At 39.4% G+C, this 20,864-nt stretch carries 20 protein-coding genes; 4 read left to right on the top strand and 16 right to left on the bottom strand.

Going from position 1 to position 20,864, the window contains the following annotated elements; genetic code table 11:
* Complete coding sequence (locus CVT14_RS01430; RefSeq protein ID WP_021089181.1) at window positions 1–1,119, top strand: M20/M25/M40 family metallo-hydrolase; 1,119 nt, start codon at window positions 1–3, stop codon at window positions 1,117–1,119.
* A 59-nt stretch (window positions 1,120–1,178) separates the two neighbouring features.
* On the opposite strand, the gene CVT14_RS01425 is transcribed toward CVT14_RS01430, so the two are convergent.
* The 5 genes from CVT14_RS01425 to CVT14_RS01400 form a co-directional block, all read right to left on the bottom strand.
* Window positions 1,179–1,358: a hypothetical protein gene (locus CVT14_RS01425; protein WP_021089066.1), complete on the bottom strand. Its 180-nt coding sequence runs from the start codon at window positions 1,356–1,358 to the stop codon at window positions 1,179–1,181.
* Window positions 1,359–1,793: 435 nt separating this feature from the next.
* Window positions 1,794–2,597 (bottom strand): 3'-5' exonuclease, encoded by an 804-nt coding sequence (locus CVT14_RS01415; RefSeq protein WP_021089115.1) that lies wholly within the window; start codon window positions 2,595–2,597, stop codon window positions 1,794–1,796.
* Entirely contained in the window at window positions 2,594–3,241 is a 648-nt protein-coding gene (rpe, locus tag CVT14_RS01410) for a ribulose-phosphate 3-epimerase (protein ID WP_009293926.1), read from the bottom strand. The genes CVT14_RS01415 and rpe overlap by 4 nt, the downstream gene beginning before the upstream one ends.
* Window positions 3,242–3,250: 9 nt before the next feature.
* The gene (locus CVT14_RS01405) at window positions 3,251–4,624 is read right to left on the bottom strand and encodes a prephenate dehydrogenase (protein WP_107849510.1); all 1,374 of its coding nucleotides are present in this window, start codon (window positions 4,622–4,624) and stop codon (window positions 3,251–3,253) included.
* Complete coding sequence (locus tag CVT14_RS01400) at window positions 4,621–5,367, bottom strand: hypothetical protein (protein WP_107849509.1); 747 nt, start codon at window positions 5,365–5,367, stop codon at window positions 4,621–4,623. The genes CVT14_RS01405 and CVT14_RS01400 overlap by 4 nt, the downstream gene beginning before the upstream one ends.
* Before the next feature lie 151 nt (window positions 5,368–5,518).
* Here CVT14_RS01400 and rpmB point away from each other — a divergent pair, with 151 nt between their 5' ends.
* The 3 genes from rpmB to CVT14_RS01385 all read left to right on the top strand — a co-directional run bounded on the left by rpmB (window position 5,519) and on the right by CVT14_RS01385 (window position 7,186).
* A complete protein-coding gene (rpmB, locus tag CVT14_RS01395; protein ID WP_002942221.1) occupies window positions 5,519–5,710 on the top strand; it encodes a 50S ribosomal protein L28 in 192 nt (63 codons plus the stop codon).
* Window positions 5,711–5,732: 22 nt separating this feature from the next.
* Entirely contained in the window at window positions 5,733–6,863 is a 1,131-nt protein-coding gene (locus CVT14_RS01390) for a potassium channel family protein (RefSeq protein ID WP_107849508.1), read from the top strand.
* A gap of 116 nt (window positions 6,864–6,979) precedes the next feature.
* A complete protein-coding gene (locus CVT14_RS01385) occupies window positions 6,980–7,186 on the top strand; it encodes a DUF465 domain-containing protein (RefSeq protein WP_107849507.1) in 207 nt (68 codons plus the stop codon).
* A gap of 106 nt (window positions 7,187–7,292) precedes the next feature.
* On the opposite strand, the gene htpG is transcribed toward CVT14_RS01385, so the two are convergent.
* From htpG to CVT14_RS01330, 11 genes are all read right to left on the bottom strand, one after another.
* Entirely contained in the window at window positions 7,293–9,149 is a 1,857-nt protein-coding gene (gene htpG, locus CVT14_RS01380; protein ID WP_107849506.1) for a molecular chaperone HtpG, read from the bottom strand.
* Window positions 9,150–9,877: 728 nt separating this feature from the next.
* On the bottom strand, window positions 9,878–10,417 hold the full coding sequence (mog, locus tag CVT14_RS01375) for a molybdopterin adenylyltransferase (RefSeq protein WP_002940911.1): 540 nt from the start codon (window positions 10,415–10,417) through the stop codon (window positions 9,878–9,880).
* 13 nt (window positions 10,418–10,430) lie between these two features.
* Window positions 10,431–12,083: an ATP-dependent metallopeptidase FtsH/Yme1/Tma family protein gene (locus tag CVT14_RS01370; RefSeq protein WP_107849583.1), complete on the bottom strand. Its 1,653-nt coding sequence runs from the start codon at window positions 12,081–12,083 to the stop codon at window positions 10,431–10,433.
* Complete coding sequence (gene mtaB / locus CVT14_RS01365) at window positions 12,070–13,308, bottom strand: tRNA (N(6)-L-threonylcarbamoyladenosine(37)-C(2))-methylthiotransferase MtaB (RefSeq protein ID WP_107849505.1); 1,239 nt, start codon at window positions 13,306–13,308, stop codon at window positions 12,070–12,072. The genes CVT14_RS01370 and mtaB overlap by 14 nt, the downstream gene beginning before the upstream one ends.
* Window positions 13,308–14,897, bottom strand: coding sequence for a mechanosensitive ion channel domain-containing protein (locus CVT14_RS01360; RefSeq protein WP_021084642.1), 1,590 nt, complete (start codon window positions 14,895–14,897; stop codon window positions 13,308–13,310). The genes mtaB and CVT14_RS01360 overlap by 1 nt, the downstream gene beginning before the upstream one ends.
* On the bottom strand, window positions 14,894–15,931 hold the full coding sequence (aroB, locus tag CVT14_RS01355) for a 3-dehydroquinate synthase (RefSeq protein WP_107849504.1): 1,038 nt from the start codon (window positions 15,929–15,931) through the stop codon (window positions 14,894–14,896). Before aroB ends, CVT14_RS01360 begins: the two co-directional genes overlap by 4 nt.
* A gap of 3 nt (window positions 15,932–15,934) precedes the next feature.
* A complete protein-coding gene (locus CVT14_RS01350) occupies window positions 15,935–17,353 on the bottom strand; it encodes a COG3400 family protein (protein ID WP_021089182.1) in 1,419 nt (472 codons plus the stop codon).
* A 103-nt stretch (window positions 17,354–17,456) separates the two neighbouring features.
* A complete protein-coding gene (locus CVT14_RS01345) occupies window positions 17,457–18,017 on the bottom strand; it encodes an ABC-type transport auxiliary lipoprotein family protein (protein ID WP_021089141.1) in 561 nt (186 codons plus the stop codon).
* Window positions 18,014–18,946, bottom strand: coding sequence for an MlaD family protein (locus CVT14_RS01340; protein ID WP_002940905.1), 933 nt, complete (start codon window positions 18,944–18,946; stop codon window positions 18,014–18,016). Before CVT14_RS01340 ends, CVT14_RS01345 begins: the two co-directional genes overlap by 4 nt.
* Entirely contained in the window at window positions 18,947–19,687 is a 741-nt protein-coding gene (locus tag CVT14_RS01335) for an ABC transporter ATP-binding protein (RefSeq protein WP_021089143.1), read from the bottom strand.
* Window positions 19,684–20,790, bottom strand: a complete 1,107-nt coding sequence (locus CVT14_RS01330) for an MlaE family ABC transporter permease (protein WP_021089167.1) — start codon at window positions 20,788–20,790, stop codon at window positions 19,684–19,686. Before CVT14_RS01330 ends, CVT14_RS01335 begins: the two co-directional genes overlap by 4 nt.
* Window positions 20,791–20,864: the final 74 nt, after the last annotated feature.

Here is a 20,864-nt window from a genome sequence, read left to right as displayed (position 1 = left end):
ATGAAAGATAGTGAAATAAATGAATATTTAGCCGATTTAAAGGAGCTAACCGACATCGAAAGCCCAACTTCAAGCATAGATGGCGTAAATGAAGTTGCAGCTTGGTTTAAAAAAAGAGCTGAAATTTTAGGCTTAAAAAGCAGGAGCATAGAGCTTGGCACTGACAAGGTCGCTCCTTGCCTTTTCATCTCAAACGACCTTGAGACAAAAAGCTACGACTTTTTATTCATCGGACACATGGACACCGTTTTTCCTGTGGGCACAAAGGCTGATGTGCCATTTAGCAAGATAGATGAGCGCATCAACGCACTTGGCGCGATCGACGATAAAGGCGGCAGCCTGCTCTCGCTTTACGTCATCAAAGAGCTTGATCTTAGCAAACTAAAGATCGGCCTCTTTTTAAACTCACATGAAGAGACTGGCTCAAATTTCGCCAAAGACGCCATAAGAGAGCTAGCCAAGAAGTCTCGCTACGCCCTAGTCGTCGAGCCTGCAAGAGAAGATGGCTCGATGGTGGCTACTAGAAAGGGCGTGATCTCTTATGTGCTAAATTTCCGTGGCGTTAGCGCGCACGCTGGCAACCACCCAGAGCGCGGCCGTTCGGCTGTCGTGGAGGCTGCAAATTTCATCGTTGAGCTTTCAAAACTCACTGATTTTAAGGCTGGTCATACATTTAATAGTATAATGACAAAAGGTGGCGACGCCCAAAACGTCGTGCCAGACTTTGCCAGTGTGACATTTGAGATGAGATATCGCCACGCTAGCTCGGTAGAGTTTTTGCATAAGAAAATGGACGAAATTTTATCTCATCCGATAGTGTCAGAAGTGAGCTGTGAGCGCATCCTTATAAACGAAGAAGGGCCGATGATAGACGAGGTAAATTTGCCAAATATCAAAAAAGTCTTTGACGAGGCTGCGAAGGCCACTGGCACAAAGGTCACTTGGGTCAATGCTGGCGGACTAAGTGATGGCAATATCAGCGCATCGGCAGGATGTCCTACGATAGACGGCCTTGGTCCAACTGGTGGCAACATGCACACGAAAAACGAATATCTAGAGATAAACTCAGTCGTTAAAAAGTGCAACCTCATAGTTGAAGCGATCAAAAAACTTTCGTAGTTTAGGCAAGCTATATGCTTGCCTAATTTTTAAATTTATAACATTACAGCGATCAAAACCTACCCAAATATCTCAAATTTATGAAATAGCTCAGGCTCATCTTTCACTACGCCACGCTTCACAAGCTCAGCCACCACTTCGCGCTTGCAGTCAGTTTGCATAGGCCAACCACGCGTGTAGCCCTCTAGCTCACTCTTGCTCGTCGCATCCACGCAGAAATTTTTGATTTCACCACGCAAATAGGCGTTTTGCTATGCGTTTTAAACTACCTAAGCTCCCTGACATTTGGCGTAACGCTTTGAAATTTAGCCAAAAGTTCATCGTTGCTTTAAAGGCTAAATTTAACTCCAAATTTATCACGCAGTTTTAGCGAAAGTAAATTTTCACATTGGTGCAAGCTCTAAATTTGTTATAAAAGCAAAACCACCTAGCAAACTGTGTCATCGACATCAGCAGCTATACATATAAAAAACTGGCATTCACGAGAAATTTATCACAATGACAACGCTATTTAGGGCTTTTATAAAGATCAGCGCTTGCAGGGCGATAGATCGCGCCGTTATTGAAAGCATGATGATCGCAAACTAAGAAAAGATAGACGATCTCGTTTAAACAGGTCATAGCTAAATCAAATTTCTAAATTCCCAGCCAAGAGACTTAAATTTAAACCAGCCCTACTCCAAAGCTTTTAAAACCGACTCTGGTTTTAGCTTTACGCTTGGGGCATTTTTGCTAAAGCTTATGAGATCCTCTGTAGTTTGGATACTAAAAGGTAGGCGAGTTAAGCAGACTTTAAAGATTTCAGCAGCCGCTACCGCGTCATTTAGGGCTCTGTGATGGGTGTTGTTTATGCCAAGAAGCTCCTTTAGCGAGCCAAGGCCGTATTTTTGCGAGGCAATGGTGCGGCGGCTAAGATCGATGGTGCAAAGCTTTCTGTTTAGCAGTATGCCAAGGCCGATCTCATTTAGGCTATGAGAGATAAATCCGTAGTCAAAATTTACATTGTGCGCGATAAAGACGCTAGTCCCCAGAAAAATTTTAAACCGCTCCAGCACGTTTAGCAAATTTGGCGCACCAACTAGATCGCTTGCTCTTATGCCAGTTAGCTCTGTGATATTTTCAGGCACCACACTAGCTGCTACAAAGCTTTCAAAGCGCCCTATTTCGGTGCCATTTTTCATTTTTATAGCGCCTATTTCGATAATCTGGCCATTTGTCGTGCCACCAGTCGTTTCGATATCCACGACGCAAAATTCCTGCTCGCTAATATCTCTAAATCTCGTGCCAAGCTCGATCTCGTTGCTTTCATTTCTAGCGATGTCAAGCCCGAGAGTTCGCCACATATCAAGGTCGCGCACGTCAATGAGCGATGAAATTTCCTCGATATCGCTAAATTTCAAGATAAACTCGTGATAGCCTAAATTTTGCCTAGCTAAAATTTCAATGCTATTTTCTAAACGCTGTTTTTTTGGTTTCAAAACTCAAGCTTTATGGCGCGAATGGCTTGTTCGTAAGAATTTGATGAGAAGATATAGCTGCCAGCCACCAAGACATCAGCCCCAGCCTCTTCAAGATCAGGCGCATTTAGTCCGTTCACCCCGCCATCTACTTCTATGAGGCACTTGGCGTTTTTGCGCTCTATTAGCTCCCTTAGTGCCCTTGTTTTCTCAAGCACGACTGGCATAAATTTCTGACCACCAAAGCCAGGATTTACGCTCATTAATAGCACCATATCGACTTCATCGATGATGTGCTCGATCGCACTAACTGGCGTGTGCGGATTTAGCACGATGCCAGGGCTAACGCCATTTTTTCTGATGTGATCGATGAGCCTCATTGGATGCTTCTCTTCTTCTATGTGAAAGGTTAGAAATTTTGGCTTTAACGGCAAGAAAAGGTCGGCAAAAAATGAGTTATTTTCAACCATCAAATGTATATCAAGTGGCTTTGTAGCAGCCTTTGCAACGGCACTTACCACGACTGGTCCGATGGTTAAATTTGGCACAAAATGCCCATCCATAACATCAACATGCACCAGATCGCACCCAGCCTCGCAAATGGCTCTTATCTCAGCTGCTAAATTTCCAAAATCAGCCGACAAAATACTAGGTGCAACGTACATTTTAAATCCTTATTTACTTATAAAAATCACGCCAGTTTGGCTCTCTTTTGCATTTAATGTGGCAAAAATTCCACTGCTTGCTCTGTCAAAAAACATCTCATTTTCGAAAAATTTAAAGTTGCTAAGTTTTACCTTTAAATTTCTCTCGATGAAAATATCTAAAATTTTGCTTGCAATGATACTAAAAATTTGAGAAAATCCGCTTAAACAGCCACACTCCAGATCGCCATTATCTGAAAAAATAGAGCAAATTTTACCAAGCTTGTCCTTTTTAACACCAAGCAAAATTCTCATCTGTACGTCGCCATAAAAGAGGACGCAAGCCCGCAAATAGTCATTTTCACCCTCTACGTTAAAGTTGCTGATCTTCGCATCAAGGCATAAAATTTCACTCTCTATTAAAGGCGAGAGCACGTCTGTGACACTTGAGATCACAAGCGGCAAAAACTCAACCAAGTTTTTATTCATCTTTGTAGGCTCAATGTCGATAAGGCGCTTTTTAAAATAAAGCGTCGAGTCATCTTTGAAAAAGTCATCCATCTTTTTATATAAAAGTATCTTTGCCGCTTTTAAATTTGATGCAAGTGTCTCTGAGATGTTGCCCTCATTTAAGCCACAAATTGCCACTATACCGCCACTTTTTTGGCTCAGCTCAGATAGCTTTATCAAAAAACTAGCACCTATGGTATTTAAAGCACCAACCGAATCAGACCAAAAAACAAAGAATTTAAAGCCTACCTTTTGCAACCTTTCGTGAAATTTATAGTCAAATTTCTGCACAAAAGAGCTATCTATAAGCCCTGCTGCCTTATAAATGACAACGTCGCCTCTTACAAAGGTACTAAACTCTTTTTTGCCTAAAACGATGTGATTTAGGGTGCTGATGGTGTATTTGTAGGCTTGTTTGGCAGCGTTAAATTCTTCTACGCTTTTTACAAATTTACACTTGTAACATTTTTGCTCCAAAAGCGAGTTGATGTAGTCTTTATACTGCTCGTTTTTGTTATAAATCACGATGGCTTCGCTGCTATATGCTAAAGTATCATTTAAAAATAGCGTCGCAACTTTTTCATTTTCAAAGAGTGAAAATCTCAAAATATTTTTTGAAGTCTTTGCGACAAGCTCGTAAAAAGTATCGTCATAGTCGCAAACTGCAAACTCAGCGCCTATCTCTCTGGCGATGCCTGAGAGATGCTCGCACGTGCTATTTAGCCAAAGTGGGCTAAAAAATGTGACATTTTTTAATGAAAGCAAAATGGCGCTTATCTGCCTTGCGCAAATTTGCTCTATATCGGCCTTTTTGATACTTGAAGGGGTGATATTAACCTCTAAAAATCCAAATGGCCTAACAATGGCCAAAGAGCCCTCAAAAGTTACTTTCATTTTCTAAGAGCCTTTTTTAAATTTATAACCATATCAGCCGAAGCATGGACACTAACATCGGTGATCCTATCGATGCCAAAGTCAAAAAATTTAGCAATGCTAGCCTCGTAAGAGAGCAAAATTTTAAAGTATTTTAAAACCAAAACTTCTTCTCTAGTGAGCCTATCGCTCTCCCATCCTGCAAGCTTTAAAAGTACTCCAAATAGCGAAATATCAAACCTTCGCTGCAAGATCCTATCAAAGCTCATATCAGAAAAGCCAACGATATGTTTAAGCGAGTGTGGATACTTCAAAAAGATCAGCTCGCAAAATATAAGAAGAATAAGCGCGTAGGCAGCTAGAAATAAATTTTTTTGATTTTTTAGCCCAAGGTAGTTTAGAAGTTTGCTCCAGTCAGATAGAAATTTGGCATTAAACTCCATCATCGAGTGTAAATTTACACCAAAATTTTTATATCTTTTTGGAGATTTGATAAAAACAAAATAAGAGCAAATTATCATTTTTAGGTTGTCTATGCCTAGCGGATAAGCCATCGCATAGATATCTCTAGTGTTGTTTTGAACGCCAAAATCGCCTAAATTTACTATCGTAGCAAAGTACGCTTTAAAAGTCTCACTACCCCTAAAAAGCTCCATAGCAGCAGTGATGTCGCCCTCATCCAAGTGCTTTTGGCACTCATAAAAAGCATCGGGCATTTTATAGATAAAATTTGAAATTTCATCTATTTGATTTTTAGTTAGCATTTTTGTTTTACCGATTTTTTATTTTGGGGCTATTTTAGCCTTAATTAAATAAAAAATCAACAAAACTTATAAATATAAATCTTCATTTTAAGCAATACTTTGGTTTTGTTTAGATAAAATCAGCAGAAATTTTTGTTTATAAGGAAAAAAAATGTCAAAAAGATGTGCGATAACTGGCAAAGGACCAATGGTAGGCAACAACGTGAGCCACGCCAACAATAAAACTAAAAGAAGATTTTTACCAAATCTTAGAACTATCCGTGTTACTCTAGAAGATGGCACAACAAGAAGAATAAAAGTTGCTGCTTCTACTCTAAGAACTATGAAAAAGCAGTCAAACTAAGAGATAAAATGAAGAGGAATTTATGTCTTTTCTCTCAAGACTTTTAAAATTCCTCAACTGGTCAAACTCCGCAAAACCAGAAATAAGCCTAGATACTGAGCTTTACGAACAACTAAAACCTTTTAGATTTCCACTAATTTCAGTGGTACTACTGTTACTTTTTGGAACACTGGGTTATATCTTTATAGATAACTTCTCTCTCATAGATGCCTTTTACCAAGCAGGTATGACCTTCACGACGGTCGGTTTTACCGAAGTTGCGCCCATAACTCCAAAGGGACGAATTTTTACTATAACATTTATCCTTGTTGGCTTCATTATTTTTACGCTATCAATCGGTATCGTTGTAGAAGTTCTAAAAAGAGGCACATTAATTAGCATTTTAAAGGAAAGGCGTATGCTTTACAAGATCGCAAGACTAAAAAATCACTTCGTTATTTGTTATCACAACCTATACACGATTGAGCTTAGCGCTCAGTTTCGTGAAAATCACATACCATTTGTGGTGGTTGACGACAGAGATGATATCGCAGAAATAGCTCAAATTTACAAGTATCCATACTTCATAAAAGCTCAGCCTCACACTCAAATCGCCTTTTTAAAAACGCATCTATCAAGCGCAAAAGGACTAATCACTCTTAGCCCAAATATCGCTGACAATATCGCACTTATCGCATCTGTTAGACTTTATGAAAAAGAGATAGGCCGCAAAAAACCTTACCATATCATCACAAACTCAGATAGCGAAGATGACACACAAAGGCTAAAAAAACTTGGTGCTGATAACGTAGTCAGCCCATCTCGCCTAGTTGCACAGCGCCTAAGTGCCATGAGCGTAAGACCTGATATGGAAAATTTACTAGAGCAATTTCTATACACAAAAAGCTCGCCTATCGACATAGAAGAAATTCTTGTGCCTGACTACTCTTGGATAAGGTTTAAAAGGCTAAAAGAGACACACCTAAGAAATATCACAAATGCTGACGTGGTAGGCATTAGAGACATAAATAACAAATTTATCCCGATGCCAAATGGCGACACTCTAATTGGCACAGGCACAAAGCTTTTAGTCATCGGTACAGTTGATGGCATACGTCTAACCAAGCGCCTAGTAAAGAGCAAACACAAGCCAGAAGAGCTAAAATACGTTTAGTTTTTGCGTTTTGTGATAATTTGGCTTAAACACTAAGCTTTTATAGATCTAAATTTAGATAGCCAAACATTTACAAAGCCTTGTTAGAATTTATAAATTTTTTACAGGAGCTACGTATGTTACACGAATACACTGATCTCATAAATGAGTTGAAAAAAGCAGATGTTCATTTTGCCGCACTTTGCAAAAAGCATGACGAGCTAAATGAAAAGATAGATAACAAAGCAGCGCAAGCCTCTGAGCTTGATGCCTTGAAAAAAGAAAAATTAAAACTAAAAGATGAAATTTACGCTCAAATTTTAAAATATAAAGAGCAAAAATAAGAAAAAGCCAAACTAACAATGGAGCCAAATTTCGCTTAGCTCGTATTTTAGGCTTTTAATAGACTACAAATTTAAAAAAGCCCAAATTTCTTTGGGCTTACAAATTTTATATAGCTTTTATCATCACTTTTGTTAGAAGTTCTGAAAATTTAGCTGGATTTTCTAGGCTCATGCCCTCATTTAGCCTTGCCATATCAAGAAGCAAAGGCGCTATGTCATAAACCATCGCCTCATTTTTCTCAAGTTTAGCAAAAATTTCATGATCAGCATTTATCTCCAAGATCGGCTTAACTTTTGGAGCATTTGCGCCTTGTCCCATCTGTTTTAACATCTCTTGCATAGCGTAATCAGGGTCGTTTTTATCATATATTAGCACAGCAGCCGAGCTTGAGAGCCTTGAGCTTAGCCTAACGTCTTTTACCTCGTCTTTTAAGATTTCTTTCATCTTAACAAGTGTGTTTGCAACCTTGCTCTCATCGACCTTCTCATCGTTTTTGATCTCATCATTTATATCAGCGTGTGAGACTGATTTTAGAGGTGTTTTATCAAATTCATTGACCATTGGCATGACGATCGTGTCGATCTCTTCGTCCATTATTAACACTTCGATGTCGTTTTTCTTAAAACTCTCAAGAAGCGGCGAATTTCTTAGCATATTTTCGTTGTTGCCGCTGATGTAGTAGATAGATTTTTGATCCTCTTTCATCGCTTCTTTGTACTCTTTTAGGCTGATAAGTCCGTCTCTTTTTGAGCTTTTAAATAGGCAAAGATCCAAAATTTGCTCTTTTTCAGCGTTAAAGCCGTAAAGTCCCTCTTTTAAAACCTTGCCAAATAGTTTGTAAAATTTTATGTATTTATCGCGGTCGCTCTCTTTTACTTTTGCAAGCTCGCTTAAAATTTTCTTCACGCTTTGCTCTTTAACGGTTCGCATGATCGCATTTTCTTGTAAAATTTCACGGCTAACGTTTAACGGCAGGTCTTCAACGTCGATCACACCTTTGATAAATCTTAGATACGGTGGCAAAAGCTCTTTTGCATCGTCAGTTATAAAAACCCTCTTCACATAGAGCTTCACGCCACTTTGATAATCAACCCTAAAAAGATCAAACGGCTCAGTGCTTGGCACATAAAACAGTGTCGAATACTCGATCTTACCCTCAGCTTTTGTGTGGATGTAAAGGAGCGGATCGCTGCTATCGTGTGAAATTTGCTTATAAAAGTCGTTGTAGTCTTGCTCTTTTAAGCTGGCTTTATTTAGCCTCCAAAGCGCATTTGCCTTGTTTATCTGCTCGTTTTTGGTCTCATAAGTGCCTTCTTTTTCGCCTTCTTTTGGTGCGACGTAGCTCTCTTTATCCATAAATATAGGATAAGGGATGTGGTTTGAATACTTTTTAACTATCTCTTCGATACGCCAAGGATTTGCAAATTCATCGTCGTTTAAATGTAAGATGATATCCGTACCAAAGCCATCTTTGCTAGCATCTTCTATCTCATAGCTTTTTGCATCAGATGTCCATTTGTAGGCTTTGTTACTTAGTGCTCGTTTGCTTATGACTTCGATCTTACTTGCCACCATAAATGCTGAGTAAAAGCCCACGCCAAACTGGCCGATAAGCGAGCTATCTTTTTTGGCATCGCCACTTAAGCTTTGCATAAAACCTTTTGTGCCACTTCTTGCAATGGTGCCTAAATTTGCGATTAGCTCGTCTTTATCCATACCTATACCGTTGTCGCTGATGGTTAAAGTCTTAGCTTTTTCATCTACTTTGATGTCAATCCTTGGAGTGTAGCTTAGGCTTTTATACTTTTCATCGGTCAAGCATAGGTAGTTTAGCTTGTCAAGTGCATCGTTTGAGTTTGATATGAGCTCTCTTAAAAATATCTCTTTGTTTGAGTAAAGAGAGTGGATCATCAAATTTAAAAGGTCATTGACCTCAGTTTGAAATTCAAATTTATCTGCCATTTTCTTTTCCTTTTTTTAAAATTTTTGGCAGATTATAACACAAAGTGATAAAAATACTCTTAACATTGATAGTAATGCTATCAAGTTTTTTAACAATTTTTTAGGCATATATGATAATTTATAAATAAAATAAAAATAGATATTTAATTTTTATTATTAAAAATGCTAATTTGTGTAGTGTTTATTTAAAATAATGCAAATTTAGCTATAAATCTTTTAGAAAATGTTACTAGTCTGTCTTTCAAAATAAGAAACAAATACCGATAGAAATGGATAACAAAGATCAAAAACCAATAAATTTAAACTATTTGGCCTGAAGTTTCAAACGTTTTATCTATTTTTTAATGCCGCATGAGGTGACAAATTTGAGTTTAAAAACTAAAAAATAGCTCTATGATGTTTGGCTTTAAAGGCATTTAAATAAAAACCACTTTTAAAAATTTTAATTCACCAATAATCGCTATGCAAGCAATCTTTGATACATACTTTGCAAATTTTCGCCACTCTGACTTAATCGCAAAATATGACATAAACGCTGTATATTTCATTAAAATTTAAATCGAGGCAAATAGCAAACTAAAAACTAATTAAAAAATGCATACAAAAGCAAAAATTAAAATAGCAACTAGTAAGCATCAAATTTAAAGAGGTAGCAGTGGATAAAATAAAACTTGCCACCTCTTCATAAAAGCGGTGGCTTTAAATTTTAGTGGTTTAACAAATTTTGTTTATGAAATTTTCTTTTGTTTTGGGCGGAAAACTTTCATCACGTTTTCATCAGTCTCGATAAATGCACCCTCGATAAGGTCTATGCAGTATGGCACCGCTGGAAATACCGGCTCCAAGCACTCTTTTATCGCCTTTGGCTGGCCTGGTAAATTTATAATTAGCGCGTGGCCTCTGATGCCTGCTGTTTGGCGTGATAGGATCGCAGTTGGGACGTATTGCAAGCTTGCGGCTCTCATTAGCTCGCCAAAGCCTGGCATCATCTTCTCACAAACTGCCTCAGTAGCCTCTGGAGTGACGTCTCTCACAGCTGGTCCTGTGCCTCCAGTAGTTAGCACAAGGTCGCATCCTAGCACGTCTATCATATGTACGAGCCTCTCTTTTATGAGATCAAGCTCATCTGGTATCACCTCGTAAAAATACTCTCTTTCGCTTACTATCCAGCCGTCAAGCACCTCTTTGATCGCTGGGCCTGATTTATCCTCGTATGTGCCCTCGCTTGCGCGATCTGACATAGTTAGAATTCCTATTTTTGCTTTCATTTTTTCTCCTTTATTAGTAGTTTTCATTTAAAATTTTAGCAAGCGTCTCTTTATCTACGCTTTCATAAGCGAGCAGATACGAGCTTATCCTTGCGATTTGCTCGTTTGTGCCCTTTAAAAATGAGATTATCTCATCTTTTGCTTGTTTTAAAATTTCTTCCACATCGTTTGGATTTGGCACGAAAGAATTTCCCATGCCATACTCATAAACCATCTTTGAAGCGATCTCTTTTGCCAAATTTAGATCGTTGCTTGAGTTTGAAAAGATGTCGTTCTCATCTATCTCGAGCTTGCACATGCCAGAGATTAAAACCTTTATGCGTGAGAGCATCTGTGACTTTGACTCGATCTCTTGCTCAGTCGCCATAAAGCGGTCTTCAATGAGCGAAATTTTTTCAAATTTCACATCAAACCAGTAAGCACTTAGCGCCTTTGCGCCTTGATAGATGGCTTGAATTTTCTTCTCGCTCTCGCTGTAGCTTAGCACCTTTTTCTTACCGAGCAAGACCTTGTTTAAAACAGCCTCAAAGTCTCTCATCCTAAGCACGCTTTCGCCGTTTCTTAGAGCGTTTATCGCTGCTTCATTTACAAGTGTGCTAAGTGCCGCACCAGAAAAGCCAACGCTCATTCTAGCGATATCTTCAGCTGTCACTTCGCAGTTTTTATCTCTTAGATATGTGTTTAGGATCGCCACCCTGTCGTTAAAATCAGGCATTGATAAAAATATACGCCTATCAAAGCGCCCTGATCTAAGTAGCGCCTCGTCGATCATCTCGATCCTGTTTGTTGCAGCTATGACGATGACACCTGAGTTATCTTCAAAGCCGTCCATCTCGGTTAGCAGCTGATTTAGCGTGGCTTCTCGCTCGTCGTTTCTAGTGCCACCCCTACTCTTACCAACAGCGTCTATCTCGTCGATAAAGATGATTGATGGTGCGTAGGATTTGGCTCTGCTAAAGAGCTCTCTAACTCTTTTTGCGCCCATGCCGACGTAAATTTGCACAAAGCTTGCGCCATTTTGGTAAAAAAACGGCACATTTGCCTCGCCAGCAACTGCCTTTGCCACAAGCGTCTTACCAACGCCTGGAGGGCCTATCATCAGCACGCCTTTTGGCATTTTGATACCAAAATTTCTATATTTTTGTGGATTTTTAAGAAAATCAACTATCTCACTAAGCTCGCTTTTGACCTCGCTAATGCCTGCCACATCGCTAAATCTAACGTTTGAGATGACTGGCATCGCATTTTGATTTAGCACGCTTTCTATCTCAAAAGCACCGTCCTTTTTGCTTAAAAGGCTCTCCTCTTTTTTCTTAATAGCCCGAAAAATATAGGAGTACCAAAGCACAAGACAAACAAAGATGATGCTTCCCCAAACCATGCCAGGCGTGATATATTGCACGCTTCGCTCGACTGGGACCTTTTTGATGAGCTCTTTTATGTCTATGCCCTCTTTTATGATGGCAAAGCGGTTATTTTGCGCATAGAGGATGACCTCATCTTCGTCGATGACCGCTTTATCGATGAAATTTCCATCCATTAGTTGCATATATTGCGAGTAGGTGATGTTTCGTGGCTCTTTGCTCACAGCAAAAAGTAGCGCTATTATTAGAGCCATAGCGGCTATTATCAGGATATTTTTCTTGTTAAATTTAAATTTTTGCATAATTGGCATCTGGCTTAATTTCATATTCGCTTACCTCCAACCACTCTTTTGTTATGTCGTTTTGACTAGAAATTTTAGCTTTGTTGTAAAACTGATCAAAGCCCTCGTAAAAGTCGCCGTTCTTTTGCTCGACTAAAATTTTTAAAGTCCCGTTATGTTTTTTTCTAAAATTTTCATTATTTTGCAAAGCAATGCCTTGCAAAACCTTCAGCCTTGCCTTTGCCACATCGCCGCTTACATCGCTTTTTAGTGTCGATGAGTGCGTATCGCGCCTTGGCGAATAGACAAAAGCGTGCAGGTGCGTGATAGGAAATTTCTTGAAATTTTCCACCGCTTCTGCCCAAATTTCCTCACTCTCACCTGGATGACCCACGATATAGTCAGTCCCCAAAGCAAAGCCAAGTGAGCTAAGCTCATTAAAAAGCTCTAAGTCGCTAAATGCGTTATTTCGCCTGCGCATGATCTTTAGCATCGCCTGGCTCGTGTGCTGAAGTGCGATGTGTAGATGACGCTCCAGCCACTCCTCTTTTAAAATTTCTCTAAAGCTCTCATCTATCTGGCTTGGCTCGATACTGCCAAGTCTTATGCGTCTGATGCCTGAAATTTTGCCTAAATTTGCTAGCAATTTGCCAAGAGAGCTATTTGTATCCTTGCCGTAACTGCCTATGTTTGTGCCAGTTAGAACGAGCTCATTATAGCCATTTTGAGCTAAAATTCTAGCTTCTTTTAAGATCATCGCCTCATCCATGCTCCTAGCTTTGCCACGCACTGAAGGGATGATGCAGTAGCTGCAGTTAAAGTTGCAGCCTTCTTGAATTTTTATAAAGGCCTTTGTGTGATTTTCGTAGTTTGTGACGATGTTTTTATCGACTGAGTTTAAATTTCCAAGCTCAAAAAATGGCTTTTCTTGTTTTAAAAGCTCATTTAGATCACTCTTTTTACTAGCTCCTAGCACACCAAAGACGCCGCTACTAAAAAGCTCTTTGCCCTTGCTAACTGCGCCACATCCTGTTAGTATCACCTTTGCCCCACGTCTTTTTACGCCGTTTATATAGTTTCTAACGCCACTATCAGCTGAGTTTGTCACGGTGCATGAATTTATCACGACGATATCAGCGACCTCTTCGTCGTTTGTGATCTCGTAGTCTTTGATGTAGCTCTTTAAAAGCTCGGTGTCATAGATGTTTGTGCGGCATCCAAACGTCTTAAAAAATATCTTTTGCATTAGATATTTTCGCCCTCTTGCTCGGCGTGAGCTACGTGATCGCTTGGCGTTTCTTTTTTGCCTATAAACATAGTTTGTGTTGGGTAAGCTATCTTTATATCATCGTGAGCCAAAAATGCCTCGATTATCTCAGCGCTTATCGTGCTTCTAAGAGCGAGCGTGGCGTATGAGTTTGACATAAACCAGCATGAGATATTTATACCATAAGGCTCAAAAAATGTATAAATTCTTGGCTCTACGTTTGGATTTTTGATGCTGTACTGGCTTCTTAGCTTGTTCATCTGACGTTTTGCGATGTCAGTGTAGCCTTTTGAATATTTTTTTACTATATTTTTTGCTAGATAGGCGGCCTTTTTGTGATTACTATCAAAGCTTATCACGACATCTATGCCGTCCCAAACGGTCTTCATGCCGTAGTGTGAGTAGTTTGCGATGAGGTCTGTAAAGATGTAGTTATTTGGCACAAAGATGATCCTACCTGCACGGCGGTTTGTCTTATAGGTCGAGTAGCTAACGTCTTCAAAAACGGTTAAGCGAAGTAGTGAAATGTCTATCACATCGCCCACAAATTCGCTCCCGTCGTGATAGACTCTGACGCGGTCACCCACGTGGATCGTGCCACCAAACATGATAACCATCCAGCCAAGCATGCTCATAAACATATCTTTCATCGCGATAGCGATACCAGCTGAGGCAAAACCTAGAACGGTTACTAGATATGTGACGTTTTCGATGTATGAAAAGAGCAGGATTATGATGATAACGGTGATGTTTAGCACGTTTAGAAATTTATTGACCGTGTAAAATCTCTCATTATCCGTGATCGTTCTTTTAACGATAAATTTAGCGATAAACGTTAGTCCGATCGTTAGAAGTATGACGATGGCTGTGTAGCCCATGCTTAAAAACTGAGCCTTGATGTCAGAGGTCGTCATATTTACCGCTTCATCTGCTCTTTTTTCATAGACGCTATAAGTGGTATCAGCGATCTGTTTTGCCGCTTTGAAGTCGCCTATCTCTTGCTTTGCAAGGTTTAGACTTGCTCTATTTTGCTCGCTATCATCTATCAAATTTAGCCTATTTAGCAAATTCTCTTTTGCTTCAAGCTTCTCAAGCAAGGTGTCAAGCTCTTTGATGTGCCTTTGGTACTCGATCTTGTCGCTTCTTATCTTTTTGATGTATGAAAAGCCAGATACCAGCGCCACTGGGCTATTTATCCTAGGTGGTGTCTCCATTTCTGGTGCTGCTAGCATATTTGAAAATGGCGTTTTCTCATACTCTTTTAGCAAATTTATCTGCTCTTTTAGAGTTTGACTTCTCTTTATGAGATCGCCACCTCTTTTTGACCCTTTATCAAGCTTTTTAAGCTCATTTTCATTTTGCTCTAGCTCATCAAGAAGCTTTTGATAGGTGTTGTAGTTGGCGTATCTTGTGATCCAGATGTTGTTTTTTAGGGAGTTATCTAGGTTTGAAATTTCTTTTATAAGCTCGCTATTTTGTAAATTTTGTGAGACATTTTGCTCAAGCGTAGCGTTTTCTTCAGCATAAAGTGCAAAGCAAAAAAGTAGAAAAACTAGGATCTTTTTCATTTAAATTCTCTCAAAGTTTCTAAAACGTCCTCTTTTTTGACGTCATTTTTGATGACCGCACTGCCGATTTTATCTGCGATGATGAAATTTATCTTATCACCTTTTGTCTTTTTATCCATAAAAAACGCCTCGTAAAATGCATATTCATTTTCTATTTTGTAGCTTACAGGCAGATCAAATTTCACTAAAACCTGCTTGATCTCTTCTGCCTGTGCCTCGCTCATGAGACCCAGTCTAACGCTTAGGCGATTTGCCATATTCATACCTATCGCCACCGCTTCGCCGTGCAAAAATTCTTTGTAGTTTGTCTCGTTTTCGATGACGTGAGCGAATGTATGACCGTAGTTTAGGATGGCTCTTAGCCCCTTTTCTTTCTCATCTTGCTCAACCACCCTAGCCTTTAAATTTATCGACTTTTCAACTAGCTTTGCTAAATTTTCATCGTCTAAATTTACGCTTTTTAGCCAGCTAAACATCTCTTTATCAAATGTCACAGCCATCTTTAAAGCCTCAGCCACGCCAGCTGCAAATTCTCTCTTTGGCAATGTTTTTAAGAAATTTATCTCGCAAAAAACTGCCTTTGGCTGATAAAATGAGCCTATTAAATTTTTACCAAATTTGTTATTTACCCCAGTCTTTCCGCCCACACTAGCATCGACTTGTGCTAGAAGCGTGGTTGGGATATTAATGAAGCTTATCCCTCTTTCATATATGCTTGCCACAAAGCCAGTCATATCGCTGATGACGCCACCGCCAAGAGCTATGAGCGTAGATGAGCGGTCAAATTTACTAACAAAAAGCTGCTCTAAAATTTGCTCTATCGTTGTTAAGTTTTTATACTCCTCCCCGTCTGGCACGCTTATGATAAATTTCTCATCGCACTTTAAAACGCTAAGTAGCTTTTCAAGGTGAAGCCCCGCAACTTTGGCATTTGTGACGATGCCGACCTTGCCCTTTAGCTCTAATCTCTCAAGCTCGTTTATATAAATTTTATAGCTTGACGCCTTTTCCTTAAGGTTTAAATTTATCTGCATTTTCTACTCACTTACTGGCACAAAAAGCTGTGCGTTTTGGCTTAGTTTTTTATAAAGTCTATTTAAATTTGTCGATAAAAAGGCAAAAGCGCTGCCATTTGCCACGCTCTTGCTAAACATCACAAAATGAAGCAGATCATTTGTGCCTTTTAGCTTTACAAGCGGGTTTTTCAGGCTGTGATTTTCTATCTTTATGCGCTTTGAAAAGAGCGTGCTAATGCTCTCAAAGTGCTCTTTTAGCGCCTCATCGTCGCTATGCTTGTTATCAAAATAGTAAAATCTCATCTCCAAATCAAGCTGCGCGCAGCAGTCTGTAATGACGGCTGATTGATTTTCCACCTCTTGGCTTTGATCGCCCAGTATCACGCCCTCTTTTATCTTTGAGAGCAAAATTTTGCCCGTTTTTAGTACTGGGATTTTAAGCTCATAAAATAGCTTTTGAAATTTAAAAAAGTATCTATCGTCACTTATGATTAGTCCGATGTCGTGTTTTAAAACGTCATCTTTTATCGATTTATTATCGCTATTAAAATAATCCATCAAAACAAGGATATTTTTCTCTTTTATCGCCTTTAGCGTCTCTAAATTTTCGCCCAAAGTCGGATTTATCACTCTAAAGATAAGGCGTTTGTTATTTAGCTTTGAATGCACATATAAGCTATCTTTTATGAGCTTGCTAACTCGCTCCTTGCTCATTGATCTCATATCGATTAGCGTGTAGATGTTGCTGCCAAATGGACTTGGAAACTGCCCGCTTTCGCGTTTTATCGAGCGATAAACGTTTTGAAGTACGTTTGGATCGCCAACGATTAGCAAGATATCGCTTGGCTGGATCATTGTATTTGGCTTTGGCAAGATGATCTCAGCGCCCCTGTAAATGAGCGCTATCCGCCATCTTTTTTGAGCGATCGAGCTTACATGGCGATACATATATGAGCTGCCAATAGGCACCTTAACCTCCATGATCTCGCCCTCGCTAAAGCCGATATTATCAGCATATACAGGCATATCTGGCAGATAGTCCATGAGCCTAGAAGCTGCGATATCTCTTATATCAACCACGCTTAGGTGCTTATCGCTTGCAAAAGTCTCCTTGCACTTTTCATCAAGCTCCCACGAGTTCATAAAAATGGTCTCAGTCTTTGTGCTGATCTGTCTTAAATTTTCATAAACAGCAACCGCTTCATCTTTGTTCTCACTCACGATACAAAACTGGCTAAAATAGCCATCACTTATGCTCTTTAGCTTTGAAAGACTGGTTGGATCAAACTGATAAAATGTGAAATTTTCGTAATTTGCCTTTTGGCTGTGATCTTCGTTTGAAACAACGATGTAGTGGTGTAAATTTGACTTTGCTCCAAGAAGTCTATCTAAAAAATTTCTTGCAAAAGCTCCACCAGCGATTATTAAAATTTTCTTCATTAATTCTCCGTATTTTAAATCCGCATTATAACAAAAGGTCTTTAAAATAAGCTATTTTTGGCTGTAAATTTAAGCTTTCACAGCCAAAAAATTTAAGAAAATTTTAGTAGATTATTTCAGAGATTAAAGTATCGATAGCTGAATTTGCAGCCTTGTTTATCGTCTCAAAAATGGTGCTTGAGCTTGGGTCTGGGCAGAAAATTTCTTTTGTGATCATGCCTGATTTTAGCGAGTTGTTTGCGTTAAATAGCTCATAAGCTAGCGAAACTTCGGCTTTGTCGCCTCTTATTTGAAGTGAGATGATGCTAACTTTTAGCCTAAGATCCTTTGCATTTGGCGAAAATATCGGCTTTGCAGCGCAGTTTGAGTAAAGTCCTTTTACGAGCGACTTATAGATCATCTCGCTTGGCTCAGAGACAAATTTAGCGTCTGTCAAATATCTTATCTTATTGTTTTCAGCGACGATTAGTATCTTTCTGGTATCGACCATATCAAGGGCGCTTACGTTTTCTATGAAGACATTTTTTAGCTCTTTTTGCTTGTTTTCAGCTGAGCACTCTTTGTTTGAGTAGTGAATTTCATACATAGTTGCCATTGGCACGTCGGTCTTTAGCGAGCAGCCAAAAAATAAAAATGCAGCCGCTAGAAAGATTAAATTTCTCATTTTTTATCTCCTTTGTCATTTGGCACTGGATTTGTGAAGAAGAACTCGTAAGGGTTATCCTCAAGCCTTTGAAGCGCGCCTCTAAACTCACGTAGCGTCTTGTCAAATCCATTTAAAAACTCGCTAGCCTCTCTAAGAAGCGGAGAGACCGTGTTTCTAAGGTCATACTCGCCGTTTTTTACCTTTTGAGTGATAATATCTTGAAGCGAGCTATATCCAGTGACAGCCGAATTTGCTGATTTGAAAACTGAATTTGCACTCGCGATTAGCGTGTTTAAATTTTTAGCAAGCTCTTTTGTATCTGTTTTGTTTAGGCTGTCGGTGAAATTTTTTACATTTTTAACGATGCTATCAACCTCGCTTAGACCATTTTCATCGGTTAAAACCTGAGTAAATTTATCGATATTTCTTAGGATTGACTCGATGTGAGAGATATTTTCAGCTGAGAAAAAGCCATCAACTTTATCAAGGGTTTGATTTATCTTTAAAGTGATGTTCTCAGCGTTGTTTCCAAGCTTTGAAAGAAGGCTCTCTTCAAGCTTTAAGATAGGCTTATCGCCTGGTTTAAAATCCTTCGTGCCTCGGCTTATATTGATACTAGCCACACCGCTAATAGCCTGAACTTCGATGCTAGCCACGCTATCAGCCTTGATAGGCAGATCCTCTCTTATCTTCATTGTGATGTTTATAAGAGCGTTTTTGTCATCGACAAAATTTATATCACTAACACTTCCAGCTGGCACGCCGATAAATTTAACCGTAGAGTCCACTTTTAAGCCGCTTGGCAGCTCGCTTGTGTGGATGTAATACTCCTTAAAATCAACCTTTGTGTTATTTTTGCTAGTCATCCACCAGATAAATATGGCAAATGCTGTAAGGCAGGCTATAAAAAACATGCCGACAATGGTATAAGAATTTCTATTTTCCATCTACTTTTTCCTCATTTTAAATAGCTCTTCAAGCGGGTTGTTTTCAAGATGCTCAAGCTCTTTTATATCTCCCTCAAAGGCTATCTTTTTGTTATCTATTATCAAAAATCTATCCAAAATATCAAAAATACTATCCGCATCATGCGTCACCATGACGACAGTTACGCCGATGCTATCACGAAGCTCTTTTATGAGCGCGTCCATCTGCCGCGAGCTAACTGGATCAAGACCGCTATTTGGCTCGTCCAAAAATAGCACTCTTGGACTTAGCACCAAGGCTCTTGCAAGCGCGGCACGCTTTTTCATACCGCCACTTAGCTCGCTTGGATAGAGCATTGAAACCTCTTTTTTAAGCCCCACCTTTTGTATCCAAAACATCGCTATCTCATCGATCTGGCGCTTGTTAAATTTAGAGTATTCATGAAGCAAAACGCCCACGTTATCAAGGATAGTCATCGAGCTATAAAGCGCTCCAAACTGAAACATCGTCCCACTTTTTAGCTTTATCTCTTGCTGCTCTGCTTGACTACTTTTCCACATATTGACGCCATCAAAAAATATATCGCCCTTACTTGGCTTTTTTAGATATATCATCGTCTTCATAAGCGTCGTTTTACCAGCGCCACTACCGCCTAAGAAGCCGTAAATTTCAGCCTCTTTGACGCTCCAGCTCACATTATCGTGCATTATCTTGTCGCCATAACTTGTCGTTATGTTTTTTCCAACTATTATCTCGTTCATATCTTTAGCCACATAAAAATTATCGCGAAAAATGCATCAAGCGCAATGACCCAAAATATCGCATTTACAACGCTAACGGTTGTCATCGCTCCAAGGCTTTGGGCGTTTTGACTCACGCCAAATCCCCTCATGCACCCAATGATCGCTATCACCGCGCCAAAAAACGGAGCCTTTATCATGCCAACAGCAAAGTGCCTAAGCTCAACCATCTCGCGAAATCTATTGAGATAGTCGCTAAAGCTGATATCAAGAATAGTTTGGCAAATGATCATCTGCCCTAAAATGCTTATGCTATCAGCTATAAAGATGATGACAGGTACGCAAAGCACCATGGCGATGATGCGTGGCAGCACCAAGAAGTTAAATGGCTCAAAACCCATCGTCTTCATCGCGTCTATCTCCTCAGTTAGCTTCATAGCGCCGATTTGCGCGGTAAAGCTAGAGGCCGACCTGCCCGCCACGACGATAGCAGCGATGAGCGGGGCCACCTCTCTAAGCGTTAGCATGCCCATGATCTCTACTATAAATATACTTGCCCCAAAGCTTGCAAGCATCGCACTGCCAAGATAAGCAAGCACGACGCCTATCAAAAAAGCGGTGAGCGATACGATGAAAACGGCATTTACACCACCATCTTTTATGTAGTTACTAAATTCTCTAAACCTTAAATTTGCAGGATTAAATAAAATTCTCACGCTTTTTATCAAAAACTCGCCTAAAAATGAGCCAAACTCAAGCAAATTTACAAATCCCTCGCAAATTTTCTCACCAAGGCGCGAGAAAAAATTTAGGCTATTGTGAGGCGGCATGTAGTTAAAGTCGATCTTTTCGTCATTTAAAAGATTGCTCATCGCCTTTATCTTTTCGTCGTTTGTGATGATCTCAAATTTCTTGCCATTTAGCGTATTTTTTAAAAGGATCAAAACAGCGTAATCAATGCTCTTTAGCTCACTAAAGTCAAATTTAACATTGCCGTTAAGCTTTTGGATTTTTTTAAAAATGCTTTGTAAATTTTTTGCGTCTTTGTAGCTAAACTCACCTGCAAATTTTATGGTCGCAGTGCCGTTTGCTTCGGTAAAAACGATATCATTTCTTTTTTGCAAAAAGTTCCTTTGCCTTAAAATTTCTGGATTATATTATAAATTTTGTTAAAATAAAAAATCAAAAATTTTAAGGA

The organism is Campylobacter concisus (assembly GCF_003048445.1).
GTDB lineage: Bacteria > Campylobacterota > Campylobacteria > Campylobacterales > Campylobacteraceae > Campylobacter_A > Campylobacter_A concisus_BF.
The sequence above is the reverse complement of the archived record's forward strand: the minus strand, read 5'-3'. Positions and strand labels throughout refer to the sequence as shown.

Bases quoted from the DNA above. Each gene is read 5' to 3' on its own strand.
- CVT14_RS01430 (WP_021089181.1), top strand. From the start codon at position 1: ATGAAAGATAGTGAAATAAATGAATATTTAGCCGATTTAAAGGAGCTA.
- rpe (WP_009293926.1), bottom strand. From the start codon at position 3,241: ATGTACGTTGCACCTAGTATTTTGTCGGCTGATTTTGGAAATTTAGCA.
- CVT14_RS01405 (WP_107849510.1), bottom strand. From the start codon at position 4,624: ATGAAAGTAACTTTTGAGGGCTCTTTGGCCATTGTTAGGCCATTTGGA.
- CVT14_RS01400 (WP_107849509.1), bottom strand. From the start codon at position 5,367: ATGCTAACTAAAAATCAAATAGATGAAATTTCAAATTTTATCTATAAA.
- rpmB (WP_002942221.1), top strand. From the start codon at position 5,519: ATGTCAAAAAGATGTGCGATAACTGGCAAAGGACCAATGGTAGGCAAC.
- CVT14_RS01390 (WP_107849508.1), top strand. From the start codon at position 5,733: ATGTCTTTTCTCTCAAGACTTTTAAAATTCCTCAACTGGTCAAACTCC.
- CVT14_RS01385 (WP_107849507.1), top strand. From the start codon at position 6,980: ATGTTACACGAATACACTGATCTCATAAATGAGTTGAAAAAAGCAGAT.
- htpG (WP_107849506.1), bottom strand. From the start codon at position 9,149: ATGGCAGATAAATTTGAATTTCAAACTGAGGTCAATGACCTTTTAAAT.
- mog (WP_002940911.1), bottom strand. From the start codon at position 10,417: ATGAAAGCAAAAATAGGAATTCTAACTATGTCAGATCGCGCAAGCGAG.
- CVT14_RS01370 (WP_107849583.1), bottom strand. From the start codon at position 12,083: ATGCAAAAATTTAAATTTAACAAGAAAAATATCCTGATAATAGCCGCT.
- mtaB (WP_107849505.1), bottom strand. From the start codon at position 13,308: ATGCAAAAGATATTTTTTAAGACGTTTGGATGCCGCACAAACATCTAT.
- CVT14_RS01360 (WP_021084642.1), bottom strand. From the start codon at position 14,897: ATGAAAAAGATCCTAGTTTTTCTACTTTTTTGCTTTGCACTTTATGCT.
- aroB (WP_107849504.1), bottom strand. From the start codon at position 15,931: ATGCAGATAAATTTAAACCTTAAGGAAAAGGCGTCAAGCTATAAAATT.
- CVT14_RS01350 (WP_021089182.1), bottom strand. From the start codon at position 17,353: ATGAAGAAAATTTTAATAATCGCTGGTGGAGCTTTTGCAAGAAATTTT.
- CVT14_RS01345 (WP_021089141.1), bottom strand. From the start codon at position 18,017: ATGAGAAATTTAATCTTTCTAGCGGCTGCATTTTTATTTTTTGGCTGC.
- CVT14_RS01340 (WP_002940905.1), bottom strand. From the start codon at position 18,946: ATGGAAAATAGAAATTCTTATACCATTGTCGGCATGTTTTTTATAGCC.
- CVT14_RS01335 (WP_021089143.1), bottom strand. From the start codon at position 19,687: ATGAACGAGATAATAGTTGGAAAAAACATAACGACAAGTTATGGCGAC.